This is a genomic window from Dactylosporangium cerinum, from assembly GCF_042653625.1.
Lineage (GTDB): Bacteria > Actinomycetota > Actinomycetes > Mycobacteriales > Micromonosporaceae > Dactylosporangium > Dactylosporangium cerinum.
On sequence record NZ_JBHSIU010000108.1, the window covers coordinates 1 to 22432 of the forward strand.

14 protein-coding genes are annotated in these 22432 nt (G+C 69.1%); 8 read left to right on the forward strand and 6 right to left on the reverse strand.

The features are described from left to right. From ACFPIJ_RS54120 to ACFPIJ_RS54140, 5 genes are all read right to left on the reverse strand, one after another. Positions 1-735, reverse strand: a 735-nt coding sequence (locus ACFPIJ_RS54120) for a hypothetical protein (protein WP_380127400.1), incomplete at its 3' end; no start/stop codon positions are given. Between the two features lie 89 nt (positions 736-824). Then, a complete protein-coding gene (locus ACFPIJ_RS54125; protein ID WP_380127402.1) occupies positions 825-2324 on the reverse strand; it encodes a hypothetical protein in 1500 nt (499 codons plus the stop codon). A 6-nt stretch (positions 2325-2330) separates the two neighbouring features. After that, the gene (locus ACFPIJ_RS54130) at positions 2331-5006 is read right to left on the reverse strand and encodes a hypothetical protein (RefSeq protein WP_380127404.1); all 2676 of its coding nucleotides are present in this window, start codon (positions 5004-5006) and stop codon (positions 2331-2333) included. A 255-nt stretch (positions 5007-5261) separates the two neighbouring features. Further along, complete coding sequence (locus ACFPIJ_RS54135; RefSeq protein ID WP_380127406.1) at positions 5262-7538, reverse strand: hypothetical protein; 2277 nt, start codon at positions 7536-7538, stop codon at positions 5262-5264. A gap of 28 nt (positions 7539-7566) precedes the next feature. After that, positions 7567-8262 (reverse strand): serine/threonine-protein kinase, encoded by a 696-nt coding sequence (locus ACFPIJ_RS54140; RefSeq protein WP_380127407.1) that lies wholly within the window; start codon positions 8260-8262, stop codon positions 7567-7569. A 75-nt stretch (positions 8263-8337) separates the two neighbouring features. Here ACFPIJ_RS54140 and ACFPIJ_RS54145 point away from each other — a divergent pair, with 75 nt between their 5' ends. The 8 genes from ACFPIJ_RS54145 (at position 8338) to ACFPIJ_RS54180 (ending at position 20840) form a co-directional block, all read left to right on the forward strand. Further along, positions 8338-8787, forward strand: a complete 450-nt coding sequence (locus ACFPIJ_RS54145) for a hypothetical protein (RefSeq protein WP_380127409.1) — start codon at positions 8338-8340, stop codon at positions 8785-8787. Positions 8788-9081: 294 nt separating this feature from the next. Next, positions 9082-9879, forward strand: a complete 798-nt coding sequence (locus tag ACFPIJ_RS54150) for a hypothetical protein (RefSeq protein WP_380127411.1) — start codon at positions 9082-9084, stop codon at positions 9877-9879. After that, positions 9869-12388, forward strand: coding sequence for a CHAT domain-containing protein (locus tag ACFPIJ_RS54155; RefSeq protein WP_380127412.1), 2520 nt, complete (start codon positions 9869-9871; stop codon positions 12386-12388). The genes ACFPIJ_RS54150 and ACFPIJ_RS54155 overlap by 11 nt, the downstream gene beginning before the upstream one ends. Positions 12389-12398: 10 nt before the next feature. Then, positions 12399-12875, forward strand: coding sequence for a tetratricopeptide repeat protein (locus ACFPIJ_RS54160; RefSeq protein WP_380127414.1), 477 nt, complete (start codon positions 12399-12401; stop codon positions 12873-12875). A 180-nt stretch (positions 12876-13055) separates the two neighbouring features. Beyond that, positions 13056-13931, forward strand: a complete 876-nt coding sequence (locus tag ACFPIJ_RS54165) for an IS5 family transposase (protein ID WP_380127415.1) — start codon at positions 13056-13058, stop codon at positions 13929-13931. A gap of 254 nt (positions 13932-14185) precedes the next feature. Further along, positions 14186-14740, forward strand: coding sequence for a hypothetical protein (locus ACFPIJ_RS54170; RefSeq protein ID WP_380127416.1), 555 nt, complete (start codon positions 14186-14188; stop codon positions 14738-14740). Further along, positions 14737-14865 carry a hypothetical protein gene (locus tag ACFPIJ_RS54175; protein ID WP_380127417.1) on the forward strand — a complete coding sequence of 43 codons (129 nt, stop codon included), beginning with the start codon at positions 14737-14739 and terminating at the stop codon, positions 14863-14865. The genes ACFPIJ_RS54170 and ACFPIJ_RS54175 overlap by 4 nt, the downstream gene beginning before the upstream one ends. 464 nt (positions 14866-15329) lie before the next feature. Then, complete coding sequence (locus tag ACFPIJ_RS54180; protein WP_380127418.1) at positions 15330-20840, forward strand: AAA family ATPase; 5511 nt, start codon at positions 15330-15332, stop codon at positions 20838-20840. Between the two features lie 447 nt (positions 20841-21287). On the opposite strand, the gene ACFPIJ_RS54185 is transcribed toward ACFPIJ_RS54180, so the two are convergent. Beyond that, a complete protein-coding gene (locus ACFPIJ_RS54185) occupies positions 21288-22352 on the reverse strand; it encodes an integrase core domain-containing protein (protein ID WP_380127419.1) in 1065 nt (354 codons plus the stop codon). Positions 22353-22432: the final 80 nt, after the last annotated feature.

Below are 22432 nucleotides of genomic sequence, written 5' to 3' on the forward strand. Positions count from 1 at the left end.
CATCCTCCACGAGTACGAACACGCTGCATGAGCTGCATGGACGAGGTTTTCGGCACGTACAGCGTTGGTGTCGAGGCCGTCGATCGCCCGCCATTCCACCGAAGCCTGGTCCGGTCGCGGCCCAGCGAGCAGCTCCCCTATTCGCCATCCCTCGGCCTGCTCGCCGCCGCCTTCGAGGCAGGCTCGGAGCCGGGTCACTCGGTCGATGTGGCCTCGCCACTCGTCGAAGGACGCACTGCCGCCGGTCAACGACTTCACTCGCCAGTTGGAATACTCGCCGAACTTGAGCATCGCCCGCAACGCGCCGGCAAAAGATTCGGGGCGGATGGCCCCCTTGCGCGGCTGATACACGACGGCGAGATCGCTCATCCGGATCACGAACGGCGCAGCGATCCCCCCATCGACGTAGTCCCGTTCGAAGTCGTTGACTTCCTCCTGCCAACGATCAACCCGGACGCGCTCCGCGTAACCGAGACGGCCGTACAGCACGCCGCCCTCTTCGTACACCTTCCCGACGCGCCATATCCGGCCGAATCGCTCGGTTGGCCGGCCGGGTATGAGCGCTTCCCTGATCAGTCTGGGGCCCGCGCCGAAGAGGTCGCCCTGATCAGGCTCCTCCAAACGGACCGCGACGATCCGTTCTGTCGCCCTTGACGGCATGCAGGGAAGTTTATCGATGTTCTCACTTGGCCGGCACACATCGTCAGATGGCGACAACTCACGGTATTCATTCATGTGACCACGGTTCGCAGGAATAGTGAACGCCGGAGTCCGATCTGATGCATGGCCGCCGACGACTGCCCGTTACTCCGAACCGGCTCTCTTTACGTCGCTTCCTCGACCGTCAGTGCACCCCGGCTGAAGGCGGTCAGAATTCGCTGGTGAGTCTGGCGGGGCAGCGACCTCGATCCGGGTTCGCCGAGGGGCGTGCCCGGCCGGGCGGGAGCGGTGCCGAGCAGGTCGTCCAGCCCGCTGCGGGCGACCATCAGCAGACCGTGGGTCGCACGGGTGCAGGTGACGGCGAGCCGCCCGAACGCCGAGTTGAACTCGTCGAGCTGCTGGGCTCCGGAGAGCGGGTGGATGGCGACGGTAATGGCATTGGTCTGGCCCTGCCACGAGTCGACTGTTGAAGCCACGAGTACGCCGTCGGGGAGGTCGTACATGTCCGTCAGCCGCTGCACCATGTCGGTTGCGTCGTCGACGGTCTGGTTGCGGGTGGCAAGGACGACAATGAGCGGGTCGCCCTCGGGCGCCGCCGAATGCACGCGGACGTCGTCAACGGGAGTCCCCTGACCGTCATACCTCCGGCTGAGGATGCTGAAGCCGCCCTCGAGGAGAGGGATCAGGAGCTGCTCGACCAGGCCGAGCAGCGGGAGGTCGACGTCGGCCGCCTCCGCTGCGAGCAGGCCGTCGATCTCGACGAGCGTCGGGTTCCCGCTCGCAACGCTGCCCCAGATCGCGGCCGCCTCTCCGCTCAGTGGCGGCAGCTCCACCGAGCGGTCTCCGGGGGCCGCCACACAGTCGAGCCGGTCCCAGTCGCTGTAGAAGGCGCGCCAGAGCGGCAACTGCGCGGCCGTGGGGCGCCACACGGCGGGCAGGTCGACGACGAAGGCGGTAGCGCTGCCCTCGTACGCCGTGGGCCACGCCCGGTACGGGTTGTAGCCTGGGTCTCCGCGCCACGGGTTCTGACTGGGATCGATCGGCGGCAGCTGGCCCACGTCCCCCACGCCGACGGAGAGGGGAGCCAGCTTCTCGACCGTCGAGTAGCGGTGCCGCGGCAGCTGCCAGGCCTCGTCGACGAACAGCACGTCGAAGGGGACCGAGCCGTTCCCGGCCGGTCCGAGGTGGTCGAGCAGCCGCCGGCGTTCGCCCAGGGCGCCGAGCTTGTGCGAAGTCCCTAGCACGACCTCGCAAGATCTCGGTATGGACGCGGTGGTCGTCGCGATGGAGACGTTGTCCCGCACCTCCTGCGGGACGTCCGGGAGACGGTCCGCGGCCACGAAGAGGCAGACCTTCTCGGCGCCGAGGGCCTTGCCGAGATCGCCGGCCAAGGGGTGGATCTGCTTGTTGGCGAAGGCCGTGACGGCGACCCGGCTGCAGTTGGGGTGCTCCAAGGCCTCGCCGACCATACGCACCAGCGCGTAGGACTTGCCGGCGCCCGCCGCGGCCCGCAGCAGGATCTTGTCGTGGTCCGCGGCGCCGCTCAGGGCCGCCGAGACCGCAGCGATGGCGCTCTCGGCGGCCTCGATGTTGCCTTTGGCCGCCTCCCCATGGTGGAACGCGTCGCCGGCCGACTCTGTGGGGGGAGAGAAGATGATCGTCACCGCTGTTCAGTCCAGGTCGTCCATGGTCAGGCTGTCGGGGGCCGGCCCGAGCGGGGGCTCGGGCGCATCGGTGCCCGGGCCCACGTCGAAGCGCTCTTCGTCGACGAGGGGCGGCCACACCTCGGGGTTCAGTTCGCCGCGGGCCCGGCGCTCCGCCAGCACGTCGGACCACTCGGCCTCCGCAGCCGCGTGCGGCCTGCAGCACCACTGGTGGGTCTCGGGATCGGATGCGTACGTCGCGGCGGTGCACGTGGGCTTCGGTGCGGTCCGGTCGTCCAGGGAGGGCCGCGGCACGGCGATCTCGTGACCGGACTGCAGCGGTTTGCCGAACCAGGCGGTGTCGGCCAGGACCAACTCGTCGCCGACCGCCAGGCTGGGCGCGACCAACGGCTCCCAGACGAGCCCGTCGACGCCCGGAACCTCCTGCAGGGTCGCCACGGGGAGCTGACCCAGCTTGAACGATCCCTTCTGAACCTTGAGGGTCGTGGTGGGCGCCTCGACGATGCTGCGGCCCCCTATGTGGAGGGCGACGACCCGGGACCCGTCGACCAGGCGCCGTGACCTGACGACGAGGCACACCGGGTCGAGACCGACCACCGTGGCGAGGGCCAGGTCGCGTACACCCGCGTCGATCGCCTTGTCCCGCGCAAAGCCGGGGTCGGTCAGGCAGGTGAGCTGGTCGAAGCATCTGCGGTCGGCGTCGAGCAGCTCGACCTGGGAGTTGCGCCAGTTGGGGTAGGTCCGCGAGAACCGCACGAGATCCGAGGCCTGCAACGCGAGGCGGCGTCCCCACACTTGCTGTGCGTCGCGCTCCAGCTCGCGGTGCGCTGGGCGCAGTACCGAGGAGCTCAGGCGGTCGAGGACCGCCAGTGACCGCTCGACCACCTCGATGCGGTAGTCCAGAGCGTCATGGACGAGCGCCTCGTAGGTTGGCAGGTTCTTGTTGTGACGCAGGGCCTTGTGGATTGCGTCCGACGCCGAGTTGGAGAGCCGGGCACCCGGCGTCTGAGGTTGCTCCGCGATCCGGTCGGAGGCCTCCCGGTGGTCCAGCGGGTCGGTCGCCTCTGCCCAGGTGACGAGGTAGTCGAGGCGGCCGGCATCCACGGCGGGACCGCCCGGCACGACATGCGAGGCGAGCACGGACCGCAGGTCCACGACGGGGGTCCGCAGGCTCATGGCCCGGGCCCGGTCCTCCTCGAGGAGGAAGCTGATCGCGATCCGCTCGTCGTCGTCCAGCGGGTCGGGCAACGTCGCGGGCTCGCCGTCGAAGGTCAGGGCCGGGCGGTCGCTGTCCAGGTCGTGCTGCCAGCGCAGCCGGCTCAGTTCGACCCCGGCCAAGGAGTCCGCGGCGGTCGCCAACAGGTCGGCCGTCGGGCGGTCCGGGACGACCAGGTGAATCGGCCCCAGCCCCGCCTCAAGCAGCTCCCGGACCGTGCGGCCGAGAAGGCGCATGATCGCTCGCCGGGTGAGTGGGGACTGCGGCTCCAGGAAGGTCTGTCGCACCCAGGCGCCGGACCCGTCCCGGCCCACACCCTGCAAGGCCACGCCATGCACGCCGAGCGCCGCGGCGTCGGACTTCGCCAGCACCACGTTGATGGTGCCGGGCAGCCCGCACGGGTCGGTCCGCAACCGGCCAACCCATTGCGGAAGTCCGGTGATGGTGGCAGTGACCTGCGCAACCGTGCTTGATGGCACCTCCCCGACCACGCCTTCGCCGGTCACGAGGCCAACCGCCGATGGCCGGGTGAGCCGGTCCACGCCGAGCTCGGCGAGCAGGGCGAGCGGGTCGTCGCCGGCTCGAAGCTCTTGCCGGCAGCACGAGAAAAGGTTGCAGGTGACGCAGCTGCGCGGGTCGAAGTTCGCCTCGAGGCCGGCGACATACGCCGCCAGCTCATCCCCCGCCGGCGCGTCGTCGCCGAGCTTCGCCTTCACCGCGAGCCGCTCCTCGGCGCGGGTGCGCACCTCTTCCCGGTGGTCGTCGAGGAGCTCGACGATGGCCTCAGGCTGCAGGAAGGCGTTCCGCGGAACCGCCAGCGCACCGTACCGGTGCACCTGCATCCCCCCGGGCAGCTTGCTCCACGCGGCGGCGGACTCGACGCCGAGGGCAACCTGGAGGAAGCCCTTGAGCATCCGGCCGTCGTCGATGCGGGAGCGAACCCGCTCGTAGTCCTTCGCGTCGCCGACGACCAGCCAGGACCCGATCGTCTGGCCGTCTTCGGCCAGGCGCGGACAGACGATCGCGAAGTCCGGCTGGACGGCGGTGGCGTCGGGCACGTCCTCGAGCCTGAGGTAGGGGACGGCGAGCGCGGTCAGCATCGTGGCTTCGCCGGAAACCGTGGCCTTCAGGTGAGCCTGGGCGAGCTCTCCGGCGGTGGTGTCGACGGTGCCGTCGCAGGTGCGCCGGCGCACCGCTTCCGGGCGGGGGAGGCCGAGCTGTCCGATCGTTCTGGTGAGCAACACGGCGACGAACCGCTCGGAATGCACGAGCGTCTCGAAGGTCATCGCCCGCATCCAGCGGGCTTCGGGAATTCCGGCGCCGGTGTCAGGGTGCCCGATGTGCGCTGCGAGGGCCTTGCGCGTCCTGCGTGTGATGAACGGGTCGGTCAGCCGGAACCGCTCGCACCCGGCATGCGCCGAGGCGGCGACCGCACTGGTCCCGCCGCCGGACTGAACTGCGCCCATGTGTTGAACCCCCGGCTCACGATCGGCTCCGTCGCGAAACCCCGGCTATTCGGCGGAATCCAAGGAAGACGGGGGAGCCTTTCTCAGCGTGCCGAACGGCGCCCTGCTCATGGAATGGTCGAAGATCTTGAGCTTTCGAGCCGTTGCGCCCAGCGGTGGATCGGCCGGTCGGACTATGCGGCATCGGGCGGAAAGCCCCGAACCTCGCGGCCCTTCCGATACCGCACTGCCGACTGAGGTGTCATAGGCCGCTTTTCACGCCATCCACTCGGCGAACAGTTCCGCGAGTCGGCCCACGTCTTCTGGCCGGACCGTGACCAGTCTGTTCCCCGTAGCCTCGACCAGATCGAGCTTCCTTTGCACCTTCGCCGCATAGGCGTCGTCGTCCAGCATTCCGAGCGCCTCCACGAAGGTCCCATCCGCAAGGAGCCAATCGGCGCGCAGGCCTGTGGTGTTCAGCACCGCGTGGCGCGGATAGTGCGGCTCGACCTCATGCGCGATCCGATGTTGCTGGAAGAAGTCGTCGACATGGCGTTCGAACATGGACCGGCAACGGTGACCGTCGGCGGCGAGCGTTTCTATGCCGCGCGAACGGCGAACCGCATCCGGTGCGAGGCCCGCCAGCTCGATCCAGTCCCTCCACTTGCGCAACCGGCGGGCCGGCCGCGCGATCCCCAAGTTCTCTCGCGGGATGAGGAATCGGCAGAGCATCGCCTGGTCCGCGAGGTCGGGGTCGGCGAGCAGAATTGTCGGCAGCTGACTCCTGGACGGCGGCCCGGCGAACTCGATCTCCGCGAGTCTGCGCAGCGCCCAGATCGTCGCGTCGGTCCACGGCCCGTCGGTGCCGATATCGCGCAGAACCCCGCGGTCCGCCAAGGTCAAGCAGATGAGGCAGTAGGCGATGCCGGAGGGCGTGCCGTGGCAGCCGGTGCCGCAGAGCCGGCAGGGGCCCGTCCGATCCTCGACGTCTCGCGTGTTGAACACCCTGGCCAGCGCGCGGCGCTGGATGTCCAGCAGGTAGTCCGGCACCGGTGCCGCAGGTTTCTCCGCCACCTCGGCGTTCAGCCACCGCTGGTGAGCCCCGGGCACCAGACCGATGGCACGCGGGGTGAGCCGGCACGATGTCGGCCTGATGCCGTTGTGCCGGTCCGCATCCTCACGGAAGCTGTTGTCCGCCACGCGAAATGGCCCGAGCTGCGCCGCCGCGTACGCCTCCGCCCGGGCGTTTCTCTCGATGATCGGCTGCGGTGGCGGTGCATGCTCCACCGACGACGGTTCGATCCCATGTCGCCTCAGCAACGTGGTGAGGGGGCCGATGTGGGGTCGAGCGTAAACCGTGAGTGCCCCTGACGCCGGGTAGTATGCGCCGGCCTTCGGCAGCATGGAGGACGGTGCCTCGTCCCTGACGAGCAGGATCGACCACCTACGTCCGTCGTCGGATGGGTCATCGTTGACTTGCGTGGTATCGACAATGGCATCGGGATAGTCGTCGAGCCGATCGATCCCGGCGGGGGCCTTCGCGTCGATCCCGTGTGCCCGCAACGCTTGGATGGCATCGAGCCGCACCCGCTCGTCCGTCAACGTGAGAAGCCCGTCCAGCGGTCGGTAGCTGCCGATCTGGAGGCCGGCCCGATCGGTGACGAGAACTCGGTCGTGCCCCCAAACGGCCCGGGTGACGGCCCGGATGCCCTGGTATTCGTGCGGAACACTTCGAAAGAGGTGCCACGCCTCGAGGTCTTTCAGTGCCGCCGCGTCCCGCGCCTTCTGTCCGCGGCTCCGCTTCACCGGGCTCCGGGGCTCCGCGGGGGCGACCACGACAGCGCCGCTGTCGTCCATTGTTACGGCCACGCGCACTGTGGGCGAAGGTCGCGATCGGCCCGGTCTCCGGCCTCGGCGCGCCGCGTAATGCTCTTCGCTGGGCAGCGGCAAGTTGAGGTACGGATATACCAATTCGTCGAGCAATCGCCCCAGCGGAATGTCCAGATAGATGCGCTCGATGCGGTACCCGACCTGGAGCATCTCCGCGCGTGAGAACGGTGCATCGCGGTTGACGCGCCATGCTTCACCCCAGTCGCACCACGACCAGAGCCGGTCGCCGGGTCGCCGTTCGCCGAGGCCGAACACCAGCCCTCCGCGCTCGACCTCCGACTCGTCGATGTCGTGCAGCGCTATCCAGCCGTGACAGCCCACCGGGGTAGGCGCCGCCGCGGCCGCGAGCATGTGGAGGGCCGGCGCGGCCTCCAGCACCACGTCGTACAGGTATCCCAGGTGCCGGCTGAAATGAGAGCTCCCCGCGACCGGCGCGATGGCCACCGAGATTGCCTTGGGGTTGTAGGCGTTGTCGGGGCGAGGGACCAGGTTCAAGATCACCGGCAGCCGCCGCTGCATCCGACCGTTCTCGTCCAGAACCTCGACGGGCTGCGTCTCATCCGCCAGCCGGCCCAGGACGAACTGCCTCATGGTGTCGAGCGCGTCATCCCACGTGGAGAACGCCAGGGGCGAGCGACTGTGGCCGGGCGGAATCATGACCATGCCCGTTGCCGGATCGTATGCGACCTGCTCATTTCCCCCGGGCACGCGTAGCCTCCAGGACCTCGATCTGCTGGCGCGGCTCGTCCGCGTGGGCCCCGTCCACCGCCGGCCCGGGCTGCTGATCGGCAAGGAGCGCACGCAACAAGGCGATCGCGGCCGCTGCGTCGCGCAGTTCGGCATGGCACGTGGCCGCCTGCTGCCGGCAGTACCAGATCAGCTCCCGGTCACCGCCGGGCCGCGTGGCGAGGTCGGTTGTAAGGCCGATGAACTCGGCAAGCGCCTCACGGTAGGCGTCGGCCAGCAGGTACAGGTTGGCCAGGTCGAGCCGCAGGTCGAGCAGTTGCGGATCGCCCGCGTTTTGCTCCTTGACGGCAGCCCGCACCGCCGCCGCCAACAGCTCGGCCGCCTGGGTGAAGCGTTCCGCCTCGGCGAGCGTCCGCGCGCGGTGCTGAGCCTCCTCGAGGTCCGTGATCGACGTTGGCTCGTACGGTGTCGTTGCCGGGGGTGTCTCGATCCTGGCCGGCGCGGATAGCCCCGGACGGGGCAGCGGGCCGAAGGGATAGCGGTACGGCAGAGTCGGGTCGATCGACTGCCCGCTGGGCAAGATGACCGCAGGTTCCTCGTCGAGGACGCTAGCCGCGCCGGCGAACGGGACGAGAAGCTCGTACACCTCCGCGGCTGACCCCGGGCGGTCATTCGGGTCCTTCGCGAGGAGCCGTGTCACGAGCCGAACCACGCGCAGAACACACCGTTGGCCCGAGTCGTCATAGCCGACCGTTCTATCAGAGGTTGTCCCGCGTTGTTGATGTGGGAGGGCCACGTCGTCCATGCCATGCGACACCCGGTCACGGTGACGAAGGACTCGGACGGACCGCCGCAATTCATCGGGATACGAGCGGGGACGCTCGACATTGGCGGGGCGCAGGTACCGACGTCGCAAACCATCATGTGGCATCCGGGCATGGTCGTGACCGACGCCGGTGCTGGGCCGGAGGCCAGCCCTGAAGCGAAGCGGTATGCAATCCGTCCGCCGGATGGTGAGCGGTTCCTAGCCTGGTCGCCCGACCACCTCCAGAGCCCTGCGGGCCAGAATCCTGCCGCCACGGCCCGTTGGGACCTGAGCGACATTCCTGGTCAGGTGGGCGCGACAACCGTCGCCGAATCCAGTGTCGGTCGACCTGGGAGGCTGCGCGCCATGATCAGCCGTGCTGTCGACCTCGTGACGGCACTTGTCCGGCGAGATCCGTAGAAATTCGCCGACGGGCACTTCGCCGCGCCGCCCGCCGACCAACGGTCGGCACCATCCCTGGCCGCGTACGACCAACTGCTCACCCAGCGCACGAGCCGGGACACCTAGAGATCAACTATTTGATACCTGGTCGAAAGATCCTTAACAACGCCCCTACAAAGGCCACGCACCGTTACGCAATGCGTAGCCTCGAGCCACAAGCCAGGGAAGGTTGTACCCGGTGCATATAGCGTGTCGCACCGCGCATGCGGCAAGCTCGTGCCCAGGGTTGGGGTCACAAGTCAGGGGGGCGCCGTGGCGTCTGCTTCCATCAGCCGACCGGATCTCGTGGCGGTCGCTGTCCACCGCATCCGCCCTGCGCTGCGCAGCAGCCTCCCGGCCGGGGACTGGCTGATCATCGAGCGCGAGCTCGACTCCGCCGCCGCGACCTTGTCGGACGAGCGGCGCACTGCGGAGCACCCGGCCGCCGCACTCACCGTCGTACGGCTGATGTCGACCGCCGAAACCGGCCGCAAGCTGCTCGCTGGCCGGCTCGCCGCCCAGGACGCGATCGTCGCCCGGGTGCCCGGGGCGGATCGGGCCGCGCTGCTGGGGGCGCTGGCAGTGGTGGACCTCGACGCCTCCCCCGCCACCGCGGCGGACCGAGGGATCACCCTGGCACCCGGCGGTGTCGGCGGCGGCACGAGCCTCAAACTGCGCAACTTCCGGGTGGACTTCGCGGCCCTGCTCAAGCTGGGTGCCGCCTCCGTCACCGCACTCCAGGCGGTTCTGGCAGGCCCTAACCCGCTGGTGATCACCGCTGGCGTACTGACCATCGCGCAGGCCCTCGCCGACACCATGACCGCCCCGATCGGAGAGGACGAGGCGAGCCTCTTCTGGTCCTTCGCACAGACCGCGGCCGACCGCGACGAGAAGTCGGCGACCGAGGACGAACTGCGTGCCGCCTGCGACCGGCACCGGCCAGAGTTCGGTCTGGAGCCCCTCACCCCGGTCCAGTTCACCCGGGCACTGCGGAAGCTCGAAGCACTCTCCAGCATCCGCCCGCACGGAGAAGGCTGCTGGCAGCTCCGCGAGACCTACCGTGTCGCCTGACGGCCCAGCGACTGGACCGGACAGCGAGGAGGACGTCGAAGCCCTGATCCGCCGTCTCACCGAGAAGCTGCGGGTCCGTCCGAGCCACAACCGGACGCGCGCGCGGCTGGCCATCGCGTACGACCGGCGGACCAAGGGCGACCGCGAGGAGAACATCCAGCGCATCCTGGTGCACAGCGACTCCCTGAACCGAAAGAAGATCGGCAAAGGCCTGTGGGCGGCGACCCGTGTGCTGCGCGGCAAGGCGTTCCGCGATCGCAGCGCGACCGCCGGCTTCGGGGAGATAGATCTGCAGGTCGCGCTGAGCTTCTTCGGCGAGGCCCTCGACCTCTATGCCAAGGGATCGCCGCTCTGGGCGGACGTCCAGGCGGAGATGGCGATCACGCTGCTGCGCCACCCCGACCTCTGGCCGAACGCGCGGCGCCACCTCGACAAGGCACTCGCGGTGTACCGGACGAATGACTCAGGGCCCGCACTTGCCGTCGCCTACGAACTCCTCGGCGACTGGTACGTGTTGGTGGCGAGGGAGACGGGTGCCGCGCGCGCCCGGCAGGCCGCCCTCGGGGAGTACTCCCGCTCCCTGGCCCGAACGGACCGCTCCCGGGACACCGCCCGCTGGGCGCGGCTGCAGCTCGCCATCGGCCGACTCGCCCACGCGGGCGGACCGGCTGCCGATGACATCGTCGCCGAACACTTCGCGGCGGCCGCACAGGCCCTCACCGGTGCGACCCACCGAACCGCACGCCTCGGAGCGCTGCGGGAACTCGCCAACCTGCACCTGCGCCGCGGGCGCTGGGCGGACGCGCTCCCGCACTGCGCCGAGGCGCTGTCCCTCGCCCTGGAGTTGGCGCGCGAGCCCGCCACGGTCAGTGGGCGCCGCGCGGCGGCAGTCGGCGTATCGGACGTGGCGCACTGCCTCGCGTACTGCCAGTACCGGCAGGGGGATCCGGACCAGGCCGTCCTGACGCTCGAGGCGGGCCGCGGCCGGTTGCTGCTGGACCGCCTGGCCGACGACGCGGAAGCGGGCTTCTCCGACGCACCGGAACACGCGCAACGTACGCAGTTGCGCCGGGAGATTCGCGATCTCGAGGCCCGTGAGTACGGAGGCATGATCTTCCTCGAAAACTCCGAGCGCCTGGCACTGCTCCGCCGCGAGTACGCCGAACTCACGGCGCCGGCGGCGCGGTCTGCCGTGTCGATCGCCGAACTCGCCCCCCAGGAGCCCGGCACCGCGCTCGTCGTACCGCTGATCAGCCCGGTCGGCGGAGCCCTCTTCATCGTCACGGACACCGACCGGTGCATCGCGCCGGAGAACGTCCTCGACTTCCCCACCGTGACGACACGTGACATCAACCGGTGGCTCGAAGGCGACGCAGAGGGCGCTGACGACGTGGACGATGGCCGCACCGCCGAAGCCCTCGGCACAGACGCCGTGACCACCGTCGGCTGGCTGACCGCCTACCGGCGGCGACACAAGGACGCGGCCGGTGAGGAACGCTGGCGGACCACCATGGGCGCGGTCTGCGGCGACCTCGGCCGGACGCTGCTCGGAGCACTCGCGAACCGGCTCCGCGAGCTACGCAGTTCGAGAGTCGTCCTGGTGCCGGCCGCCGGACTGCAGTTCCTGCCCCTGCACGCGGCCGTCATCACGGACGGACCGGGTGCGCGCCACCTCCTGGACGAGGTGGTCGTCGAGTACGCCCCGTCTGCCGCGATCCGCTCCTTGCTGCACACCAGGCGCGGCGGACGGCGCACCGCAGGACAGGCCCTCGTCGCAGGGGTGAGCCGCTACCCCTCACTGCCTCCACTGCCCGCGGTCCCCCACGAGGTCGAGCTGATCGGCACAATGCTGGACAGCGCCCCCCTCCTCGACAGCGAGGCGACACGGGAACGGGTCCTAGACGGCATGGCCGACGCCGCGGTCGTCCATCTCGCATGCCACGGCGCGGGCTGGGCGTTGGCCGGGCCGGGCTTCCGGATGGCGTGGGATCCGCCGGCGATCCTGCACCTGGGCGACAAGGGGCTGTCGTTCCAGGACATCCTCGGGCAGGACCTGCAGAAGGCCCGGCTCGTCTGCCTGTCCGCCTGCGACACCGGGCTGGTGGAACACGACCTGCCCTGGGACGAGCACGAAGGACTGGTGACCGTGTTCCTCCAGACCGGAGCCGCCGCCGTGGTCAGCACCCTGTGGGCCGCGGACGACCGGAGCACCGCGCTGCTCATGCAGCGGTTCTACACCGAACTGACGGCGGCCGAGCGCGACGGGGCGGGCACAGCCGACAGGCCGACCACAGGAGTCGGCGACCCGGCGCGCGCCCTGCGGCGCGCCCAGCTCTGGCTGCGGGACAGCACCCGCGCCGAACTGGCCGCGGTCTACGAGCGGCTCGTCACCGACGGCCACGACCGCTTCATCGAGCCCTACACGGAACTCATGCTGGCTGGCGCCCCGGACGACCGTCCGTACGCCCACCCGGCGTTCTGGGCTCCGTTCACCTTCACCGGTGCGTAGGAGGCAGCCAGTGGGCAAGAAGGCCAAGCGGCGCACCAAGTGGTACGAGTCGGCCGCAGAACGGGAGAACGAGTATGTGCGTGCGGTGATCCTCGAGCCCGGCCATCCCCTGCAGGAGGACGCGCTGGAACTCGCCGTGCACGCACGGGACATGGCGGCCAGGTCGCTGGGCGAGGACCACCCCGCCTGCGCTGAGGCCACCCAGAACATCGGCCTGTACTACCACGTGCTCGGCGGCGACCCCGAGCGCGCGGCGGAACTCTTCGACGAGGCCAGGACCAAGGCCGGCCCATACCACCCGGTACTCACCCGCAGCTTCTACTTCCTCGGCGTCCACCACCAGCAGGCCGGCGACCCCGGCCAGGCGAGGAAGTTCCTCCAGGAGGTACTGGACATCATCCGCAGGGAGGGCCACGCCGAAGATCCCCGCATCGAGCAGCTCACGGAGATGCTCACCGAACTCGGACCACCGCCGCGAAACGGCTGAGGGGCTCGGAACAATCCTGGGCATCCATCAGCCCCGGAGCGGTTCACCTTGGGCCTATAGAGCCTGTGTCTGAACCTGCTGCGAGGGTTGTGGTAGCCGGTGACGGCGTGGCTAACAGGCGTGGGCGTGGGCTCTTGATAGGCAAACGGTTCCTACACCAACTGCCGTCAAGAGCCCACAATGTCATTGAACCCTGTCCGCAGCCGGGTGGAGAAGCCATGCCCCGGCGTGTCCTGTGGTTGCGGTTGCGCCAGCCGTCGACCCCGCTACCCGTCGGATACCAGCGATGCGCAGTGGGCGCTCCTGGAACCGTTACTGCCGACCCCGGCCTGCCGGCGCCGTAGCGGCGGCCGGCCGGAACGCCACCACCGTCGCGCGACCATCGATGCGATCTTCTACCTGGTCGACAACGGCGTGAAATGGCGGGCACTACCCGCGGACTTCCCACCCTGGCGAACCGTCTATGGCTTCCTCGCCCGCTGGTCCGACGACCTCACCACCATCGAACTCGCTGATCAACTCCGCGCCCAGCTACGAGTGGCGCACGGCCGCGACCTCCACCCGACCGCCGGCTGCATCGACGCCCAATCCGTCCACGAAACCGCCGAAGCGACCGTGCCCCGCGCCAGCAGCGGCTACGACCCGCACAAACGTGTCAACGGCCGCAAACGCCACATCAGCGTCGACACCCTCGGACTTCTTGTCTGCGTCGTCGTCACCGCCGCCAACGTCCAGGACCGCGACGCCGCCCGAGCCCTCGTCCACGACGCCACCCTCCGCGGCATCGCCCACCTGTGTGCCGACTTCGGCTACCACGGCGACCTCATCGCCTGGGCCCTCGCACTCGGCATCACGATCACCATCGTCAACCGCGAACCCGGGACGAAAGGCTTCCAGGTCCTGCCACGCCGCTGGGTCGTGGAACGCACCTTCGCCTGGATCACCCGACGCCGCCGATGCGCCCGCGACTACGAACGCACCACCGACCACCACGAAACCGTCGTCTACTGGGCCGCCATCATCCAGATGACCCGGCGCCGAGCCCGAATGCCTTAACACGGACCCGACACCAGGTTCAGACACAGGCTCTATAGGAGCGGCCGGGCATGGATCCGATCGACCGGGAGCACGGGCAGTCGCACTACCTGTCCGGTACTTCGTGCGACAGCCCGACTACGGTAACCTCCGGACAGCATGGTCTGGATGCGCCGTCCGGCGACCTATGTAAGTCGGATCGTTGTCGATGGGCCGACGAGCGTGGGGGTTTGGTCACGCTCGGACCTTCGACACCAACTCATAGCATCCCTGCGTTGTATGACGCACCCGTGTTCAAGCGCACTCGAACACGCCATCGAGGCACCCATGCTGGCTTCACGTGGACGGCGGTGCCGTCCACGAGCGGCATTGCGCCCGCAGTCGTGCCTGCCTCCTTGCCTGGAGCCACGGCAAGCGGTCAGGCGGCAACGAGGCGACCCGTCCGTGGTCCACTGCCGCTGCCGACGTTCCTCGATCGGCGGACCCGCCACACGATCTACGCGCTACCGGCGATCGACTTCAATGGCAGACTCGCCAATCAGGCCGTCGTCCGGGCGATGGGCTGGGAGCCCGGCACCGGTACGGCATCCAGGAGCAGGGTGGCCTGCTCATTGTGGACGCCGACCCCCCGGGGCGTGTACGCGATCACCCGGCAGGGTCACCTTTACATCCCGGCCGTCGTCCGGCGCCGTTGCGCGATCGCGGCGGCGGATCGGCTGCTCATCGCCGCCGAACCCACCGAGCGGCGGCTGATCATTCATCCGCCGGCCGCCATCGACGCAATGATCACCGATCGCCACAACGCCGTGCTTGACGGGGATGCCCCATGACCGCCGCCCGCGCGGACATCGAAGCCAATTACGTGAGCGCCGACACGTGCGACCACCGCCAGGTCAGCGGTTTCTTCGAAGGACTCGAACTCGTCGAGCCTGGCATCGTGCCGATCAGTGAATGACGCGCCGACAGGTCAGAGCCGAGACCGGACCCTCAGGACATCGCAATCTGGGGCGCGGTAGGTCGTAAACCCTGACCGGTCACTGCGCGCCGCTGGTCGCCACGCTACGGCGGCGGCATTGGCGGAGCGCAGCGCCGCCAGGCGTTCGGGCAGAGCGACACTGCCGGTGGGGCAAGGCCCGCGCAAGCACATTTCGCGGGCAGCGCACCGTGCGCACGTCGCCGTCCTGCCCCAGGCGGATCGCGCTCGGTTCCTGCTCGGAGCGGCACTGCCGCGCACCGTCGCCAGCTCAATGCGCGACCTCCCAGCCGAGGCGGTGACGGTGGACCGCGCGTGCTCTCAGCCTGCGTGTATTCGTTGATCAATCCGCCCAGGATCGGGTGTCGTTGGACTCGGACGTCGTTGAGGCCGAACAGGTGGTAAGTACGCTTTGAAGTGGTTTCAACCATGTGTGGAGGTGTCGGATGGGGGCAGGCGGAGTGCTGCCTGGCAGGGATCCACCTGTTCGGGCCGAGGTATTGCACGAGAGTGAGCACACGCGCGTTACTCGACTGTTTCTTGCTGGGCGCACGGTCGTCTGTAAGGAGCCGCTGGGGGCGGATGCGCAGCGGCGGGTGCGGCACGAGTCGGCGATCCTGGAACGGCTGCGTGGTGTGGCGGGCGTCGTCCAGTTGGTGGAGGCGCCGGACTTCCCTGGGTCGGTCGTGGTGCGGGACGTTGGTGGCGCGTGTCTGGCCGGGTTGGTGAAGCCGTTGACGGTTGATGATCTGGTCGGGTGCGCGGTGGGGTTGGCGCGGGCGGTGGCGGGGATGCACGGGCGGGGTGTGATGCATCGCGACATCACGCCGGCGAACATCGTGGTCTCCTGTGACGGCACGCCGTGTTTGGTGGATTTCGGGTTGGCGTCGTCGTTTGCTGAGATTCGTCCGGAGTTTATGCATTACACGGAGATTGTGGGGACGTTGGCGTATCTGGCGCCGGAGCAGACGGGGCGTACGGCCCGGTCGGTGGATCAGCGTGCTGATCTGTATGCGTTGGGTGCGACGTTGTATGAGTTGGCGACGGGTGCGCCGCCGTTTGGTTTCGGTGATCCGTTGCGGCTGACGCATGATCATTTGGCTCGGGTGCCGGTGCCGCCACACGAGGTGAATCCGATGGTGCCGGGGTTGTTGTCCGAGATTGTCATGCATCTGTTGGAGAAGGAGCCGGACAACCGGTATCAGACGGCGGAGGGTGTGCTCCACGACCTGGAGCGGTTGCGGGACGCCGGCGCGGGCCAGGGAGCGGCTGGAGCGGTCGGAGCGGTCGGGTTTCGGGTTGGTGCGCGTGATGTTCCGTTGCGGTTGTTGCCGCCGTCGCGGTTGGTGGGTCGTGATGCGGAGGTGGCGGCGTTGGGGGCGGCGTTTGCGGAGTCGTTGTCGGGTGGGTGTCGTGGGGTGCTGGTCGGTGGGGTGCCGGGGGTGGGGAAGACGGCGTTGGTCGATGAGTTGCGGCCGGTGGTGACGGCTGGTGATGGCTGGTTCGTGGCGGGGAAGTTCGACCAGTATCGGCGGGATCTGGCGTTCGACGGGGTGCATCAGGTGTTTCGTGGGCTGGGCCGGTTGTTGCTGGCTGAGCCGGAGGATGAGCTGGCCGAGGTCCGTGGGCGGATCTTGGAGGTGATCGGGTCGAACGCGGGGTTGCTGACCGCGTTGGTGCCGGAGTTCGCGGCGTTGCTGGGGGTGCCACCCGATCCGGGGGATCCGTTGACGGCGCAGGTGCGTTCGCAGCGAATGACTGCGGGGGTGTTGCGCGCGGTTGCTTCGCGGAAGCGGCCGTTGGTGGTGTTCGTCGATGATCTGCAGTGGGCGGGGCGCACGCCGCTGGGTCTTGTCGATCTGGTGTTGAGTGAGGAACGCGTCGACGGGTTGTTACTGGTGGGTGCGTATCGCGAGGGTGAGGTGGATGCGACGCACCCGCTGGCGCCGCTGCTGTCCCGATGGCGTGAGCAGGCGGAGGTACGGCATCTGCGGCTGGTCAACCTGCCGGTGCCGGACTCTGTCGGCATGGTCGCGGAGATGCTGCACGCGGATCGGGCTTCGGCGGCGGCCCTGGTCGAGGTGATCAACCCGTACCTGTCCGGGAATCCGTATGAGACGGTGGAGTTGCTCAACACGTTGCGGCGTGATGGTGTGCTGACCGCCACGGCCGGCGGGTGGTGGTGGGACGAGGCGTCCTTGCGTGCCTTTGTGGGCAGGTCTGATGTGGCCGGGCTGCTGGCAGCCGGTGTTGCTGCCCTGTCAGGGCAGTCGCGGCGGATGGTGGAGGCGATGGCGTGCCTTGGTGGGCGTGTCGAGCTGAGCCTGCTGCAGGCGGCCACCGCCGAACCCGCAGCCGTGGTGGAGCAACGCCTGGCGCCCGCCCTCGACGAGGGCCTGGTGTTGATGGAGCCCGGGGTGCACGAGGCAGTCCAGTTCCGCCACGACCGGATCCGCGAGATGGCCCTGCGCGGGCTGGAACCGCGGCGGCGACGCGCCCTGCAGTTGGCGATGGCGCGGCAGCTGGCTCAGGTGCCGGAGTTGGCCGCGACCGCGGCGGAGCAGTACCTGCCGGTGGTCGACGAGGTCGACGACGCCATGGAGCGATGTCGCGTGGTGGGGCTGTTGCGGCGCGCCGCCGACCAGGCGGCGTTGATCGGGGACTACGGGCTGGTGAACGCGCTGCTGACCGCCACGCTGCGGCTGATCAACGCCGGCGACATCGCCACGCTCGTCGAGGTGCGCACCGGCCGCCATGCCGCCCTGTACAGCCTGGGGCGGCTGGAGGACGCGGACGACGAGTACCGCACGATCACAGGGCTGTGCACCAACACTTTGGACCGTGCGGACGCGACGGTGGTGCAGGCGCGCAGCCTGACCCACCGCAACCGCTTGGCGGAGGCGATCGGGCTTTGCCTGGAGTCGCTGCGTGAGCTGGGCATCGCCGTGCCAGCCGCCGACCGGCTCCCAGCAGAGGCCGACCACCGGTTCAACTATCTGTACCGGTGGCTGGACCACACGGATGCCACCGACGATCTGACTCGACCGGACATCACCGAGCCGGTGCTGCTGGCCGCGGCCCGCCTGATCAATGCGGTCCTGCCGGCGGCCTTCTTCACCCCCGATCAGGCCTTGGTCGCCTGGCTGAGCTCGGAGGCGCTGCGGATCTGGGCCGAGCACGGCCCCGCCGGTGCCCTGCTCGGCCCGGCGAGCCACATCGCCTTCGCCGTTGTGGACATGCGCGGCGACTACGCCTCCGGCTACCGGGCCCTGCGGCGGATCGTGGCGCTGGGCGAAGCCCGCGGCTACGAGCCCGACACCTCGCAGGCGCGCTTTCTGTCAGCGCTCCTGAGCTGCTGGTTCGAACCGATGGAAGATGTTGTCCAGGCAGGTCGGCGGGCCCGGGAGGGGTTGATGGCGGGGGGTGACCTGGCCAATGCCGGACACACCTACTACGTCACCGTGCCGGCACTGCTGGGCTGCGCGTCATCACTGGACGCCTATGTCGCCGAGGTGGAGGCCGGGCTGGCTTTCATGCGGCGGACCGGTGCCGAGCAGACCGGCGAATTGCTCGACGGCTACCGGCGGCTGGCTGGTGTGCTGCGCGGCGAAAGCTCCACCACAGCCGATGCGGTGGAGCACGCCGACAGGTATCCCAGCAGCAGCAGCAGCAGCAGCAGCAGCATGCTGACGCTGCTCCACGCACATGCCACCCGCGGGATCGCTGCGGCCGTCCTCGGCGACCTGGACGGCCTGACGCGGCACACCGCCGCGGCGATGCCGCTACTAGCAGCCGGCCAGGGCGTCTACCCGGCCGCCGTGGCGCGGGTGTTGCGTGGGCTGGCCCTGGCCGGGCAGGTCCGGGCCGGCCGTAGTGGTGAGCGTGCGGGTCTGCTGTCCGAACTGGACGATGTAACCCGGTGGCTGGCCGCCCGCGCGGCGGACGCCCCGGCGAACTTCCGGCACCTGCTGCGACTACTGGAGGCGGAACGAGCCTGGGCGGTCGGCGACTTCCGCGCCGCCGTCCTCGCCTTCGACGCCGCCCGCCGCGACGCCGCCCAGGTCCAACGACCGTGGTACCGGGCCCTGATCACCGAACACGCCGCCCGCTTCCACCTCGCCCACGGCATCGAACACACCGGCTACACCCTCCTCGCCGAAGCCCGCCACGAATACCTCACCTGGGGCGCCACCGCCAAAGTCAACCAACTCGACTGGGCATACCCCACCCTGCGACTACCAGCCGACACAACCACCGGACCCGGCGGCGACCAACGCTCCACCGTCACCACCGGCACCATCGACCTGCTCGGCATCCTGTCCGCCTCACAGGCACTCAGCTCCGAGACCAACGTCGCAGGACTCCACACCCGCCTGGTCGAGGTCCTCTCCGCGATGACCGGCGCCACCGGCGTACACCTACTGCTCTGGAACAACGACCAACACGACTGGCTCCTGCCCGCACCTGACGGCGGCGTCATCCCGGCCAGCGGCACCGGCCACGAACGCGCCGTCCCACTCTCCGTACTGCGATACGCCCAACGGATACGGGAACCCCTCGTCGTCGCCGACGCCACCCACGACGACCGCTTCGCCTGCGACCCCTACCTCACCGACCTCACCTGCTGCTCACTCCTGGCCGTCCCAATCCTCAGCCGCGGCACACTCCAAGCGGTGCTCCTGCTCGAAAACCGCCTCATCCGCGGCGCGTTCACTACCGAACGCCTCGACGCCGTCAAACTCATCGCCGGCCAACTCGCCACCTCCCTCGACAACGCCCACCTCTACACCGAATTCCGCCGCATCGCCGACGAACAAGCCGCCCTACGACGCGTCGCCACACTCGTCGCCCGCGGCGCAAGACCCGACCTCGTCTTCGACGCCGTCGCCGACGAGGTCGGCGCACTCTTCGGCGCCGACATCACACTGATCGCACGATTCGAGCCCGACGGCGACGCGACCGTGATGGGAAGCTACGGGCTCGAATACCCACAAGCCGGCTGGCGCGGCAAGCCCCCACCCGGCCGGGCCCTGGCATCGGTACAGGCCACCGGCCGAGCGGCACGCCTCGACGTCGACAACCCTGAACAGACACCAGCAACCTACGTCGAGGGCGTCTACCTCGGACTCCGCTCCGTGGTCGCCAGCCCGATCGTGGTCGAGGACCGAGTCTGGGGCGCCATGGGCATCGGGTCCCGACGCGAACGCCTCCCCGAGGACACCGAGCAGCGACTGGCCGACTTCACCGAACTCGTCGCGACCGCCGTCGCCAACGCCGAAAGCCGCACCGAACTGACCGACTCGCGGGCACGGATCGTCGCCGCCGCCGACCAGACCCGCCGACGCATCGAACGAGACCTCCACGACGGCGCCCAACAACGGCTGGTCACACTGGCGCTGGAACTGCGCGTAGCGCAGGCCGAACTGCCCCCCGAACTCGACACGTTCCGTGCGCACCTCGACCGCGCCGTCGCCGGAGCAACCGGCGCCGTGGACGAACTCCGCGAAATCTCCCGCGGCATCCACCCCGCCATCCTGACCGAAGGCGGCCTCGGCCCAGCACTGCGCGCCCTCGCCCGACGCTCACCGATCCCCGTCAACCTCGACCTGCACACCGTGCGGCGGCTGCCCGAACCGGTCGAGGTCAGCGCGTACTACATCATCGCCGAAGCACTCACCAACACCGCCAAACACGCACACGCCTCCACCGCCACAGTCACCGTCGAAGCCGACCCCACCGACACCGCCGACGCCGTCCTACGCGTCGAGATCCGCGACGACGGCACCGGCGGCGCCGACTTCACCCGCGGCACCGGCCTGCTCGGGCTCAAAGACCGCGTGGAGGCGCTCGGCGGCCGAATCGCTCTGCGCAGCCCACACGGCGCGGGCACCAGCCTGCGCGTGGAACTCCCGCTCACCCCCACGAACAGCGACGACACGTCCCATCGAAGACGTTGATTTGGTACGCGCACTGACCACCGAGACCAGGCCGTGGCGGGCGTTGCGAAGCACCCCCGTGCGGCCGTGCTTGCAGCGACCGCACGTCGTTCGACGCCGACGAGCATCCTCGATTCAGACCACAGTCCCGCTCGCTTCGCGTCAAGCGCAGCAGGCGATGTCCATCAGACGGACGATGTCTACCGGTGGGGTGTGGAGTTGTGAGAGACGTCCGCCGTCTCACACGAGTCGAACAGCGGTCAGTCAGCCATTGAGACGTGATCGTCCCGTCGGCACCGAGGTCGCCAATGAGCCGACCGTCCTGGCGCGCTGGACGAGGACACGGCCGCCGTCGTGCCCTGCGGCGTCAGGATGCCGGTCGGGCCGCCGCCCCGGCGGCAGGTGCCTTGTACGGTGACGCCCGTGACCGACGACCACGAACGTGTGTGGCTCGTAAATTGGGTTTGGTTACGCTGCCTGCGAGTATTCGTTGATCAGCCCGCCCAGGACCGGGCGTCGTCGGACCCGCGCAACGCCGAGATCGGCGACCGGTGGTGGTGGATTCGGCGGTTGCTGGTCCAGTGACTGGTGTGGGCGGTGGCGGTTGTAGTGCTCGGTGTACTCGGTCAGCACCCTCAAGAGATGCCGTTCGCCAGCGATCAGGATCCGGTCGGTGCATTCCCGGCGGACGGTGCCGACCCAGCGCTCTGCGAAGGCGTTCGCCTTCGGTGCCTGTGGCGGTGTGCGCAGCACGTCGATACCCGCGGCGGTGAAGACCACGTCGAACGCGGCGGTGAACTTCGTGTCTCGGTCTCGTAGCAGGAAGCGCAGCCTGCTGGCGTGCTCGTCGAGGTCCAGGAGCAGATTCCTGGCCTGTTGCGTGACCCAGGCGCCGGTCGGGTGCGCGGCGACACCGACGATGTGGACCTGGCGGGTGGCGAGTTCGATGAAGAACAGTACATAGATCCGTTTCAGGAGCACGGTGTCGACGGTGAAGAAGTCGCAGGCCAGGATCGTGTGGGCCTGGGCGGTGAGGAACTGCTGCCAAGTCGGTCCGGTGCGGCGTGGTGCCGGGTCGACGCCGGCCTGGTGCAGGATCTTCCAGACCGTGCTGGCCGCGATCCGGTGGCCCAGCCGAGCCAGTTCACCTTGTACGCGGCGATGACCCCAGGTCGGGTTCTCCGCGGCCAGCCGCAGCACCAGCTCACGGAGTTCCCGGTCGACTGGTGGCCGGCCGGGACGCGCATGTGGATACGTCCAGTGCCGGGCGATCAGTTGCCGGTGCCAGCCCAGCAGCGTGGCCGGAGTGACGAAGAACGCCGACCACGGCGGTCGGGGCAGTAACCGGGACAACGCCGCCAACACCACCCGATCCGCGGGCTGCAGGTCGGGTCGATGCACCTGCCGACGCAGCACCGCCACCTGATGCCGCAACACCAGCAGTTCGACGTCCTTCGCGCCACCGTCCCGGGCGAACTGCGTGAGCATCTGCAAGATCTGACGTAGAAGCAGGTACACCAGCGAAGCTGCCACGCCCTGAATCATCCCCGCTACCGGCAGCTGAGCCACGGACAAATCCGCACGTCACAGCCACCGAACCGAATTTACGAGCC

Excerpts from the sequence above, each read along its gene's own strand:
- ACFPIJ_RS54130 (WP_380127404.1), bottom strand. The coding sequence starts at position 5,006 with ATGGGCGCAGTTCAGTCCGGCGGCGGGACCAGTGCGGTCGCCGCCTCG.
- ACFPIJ_RS54135 (WP_380127406.1), bottom strand. The coding sequence starts at position 7,538 with ATGGTCATGATTCCGCCCGGCCACAGTCGCTCGCCCCTGGCGTTCTCC.
- ACFPIJ_RS54175 (WP_380127417.1), top strand. The coding sequence starts at position 14,737 with ATGACCGCCGCCCGCGCGGACATCGAAGCCAATTACGTGAGCGCCGAC.
- ACFPIJ_RS54180 (WP_380127418.1), top strand. The coding sequence starts at position 15,330 with ATGGGGGCAGGCGGAGTGCTGCCTGGCAGGGATCCACCTGTTCGGGCC.
- ACFPIJ_RS54165 (WP_380127415.1), top strand. The coding sequence starts at position 13,056 with ATGTCATTGAACCCTGTCCGCAGCCGGGTGGAGAAGCCATGCCCCGGC.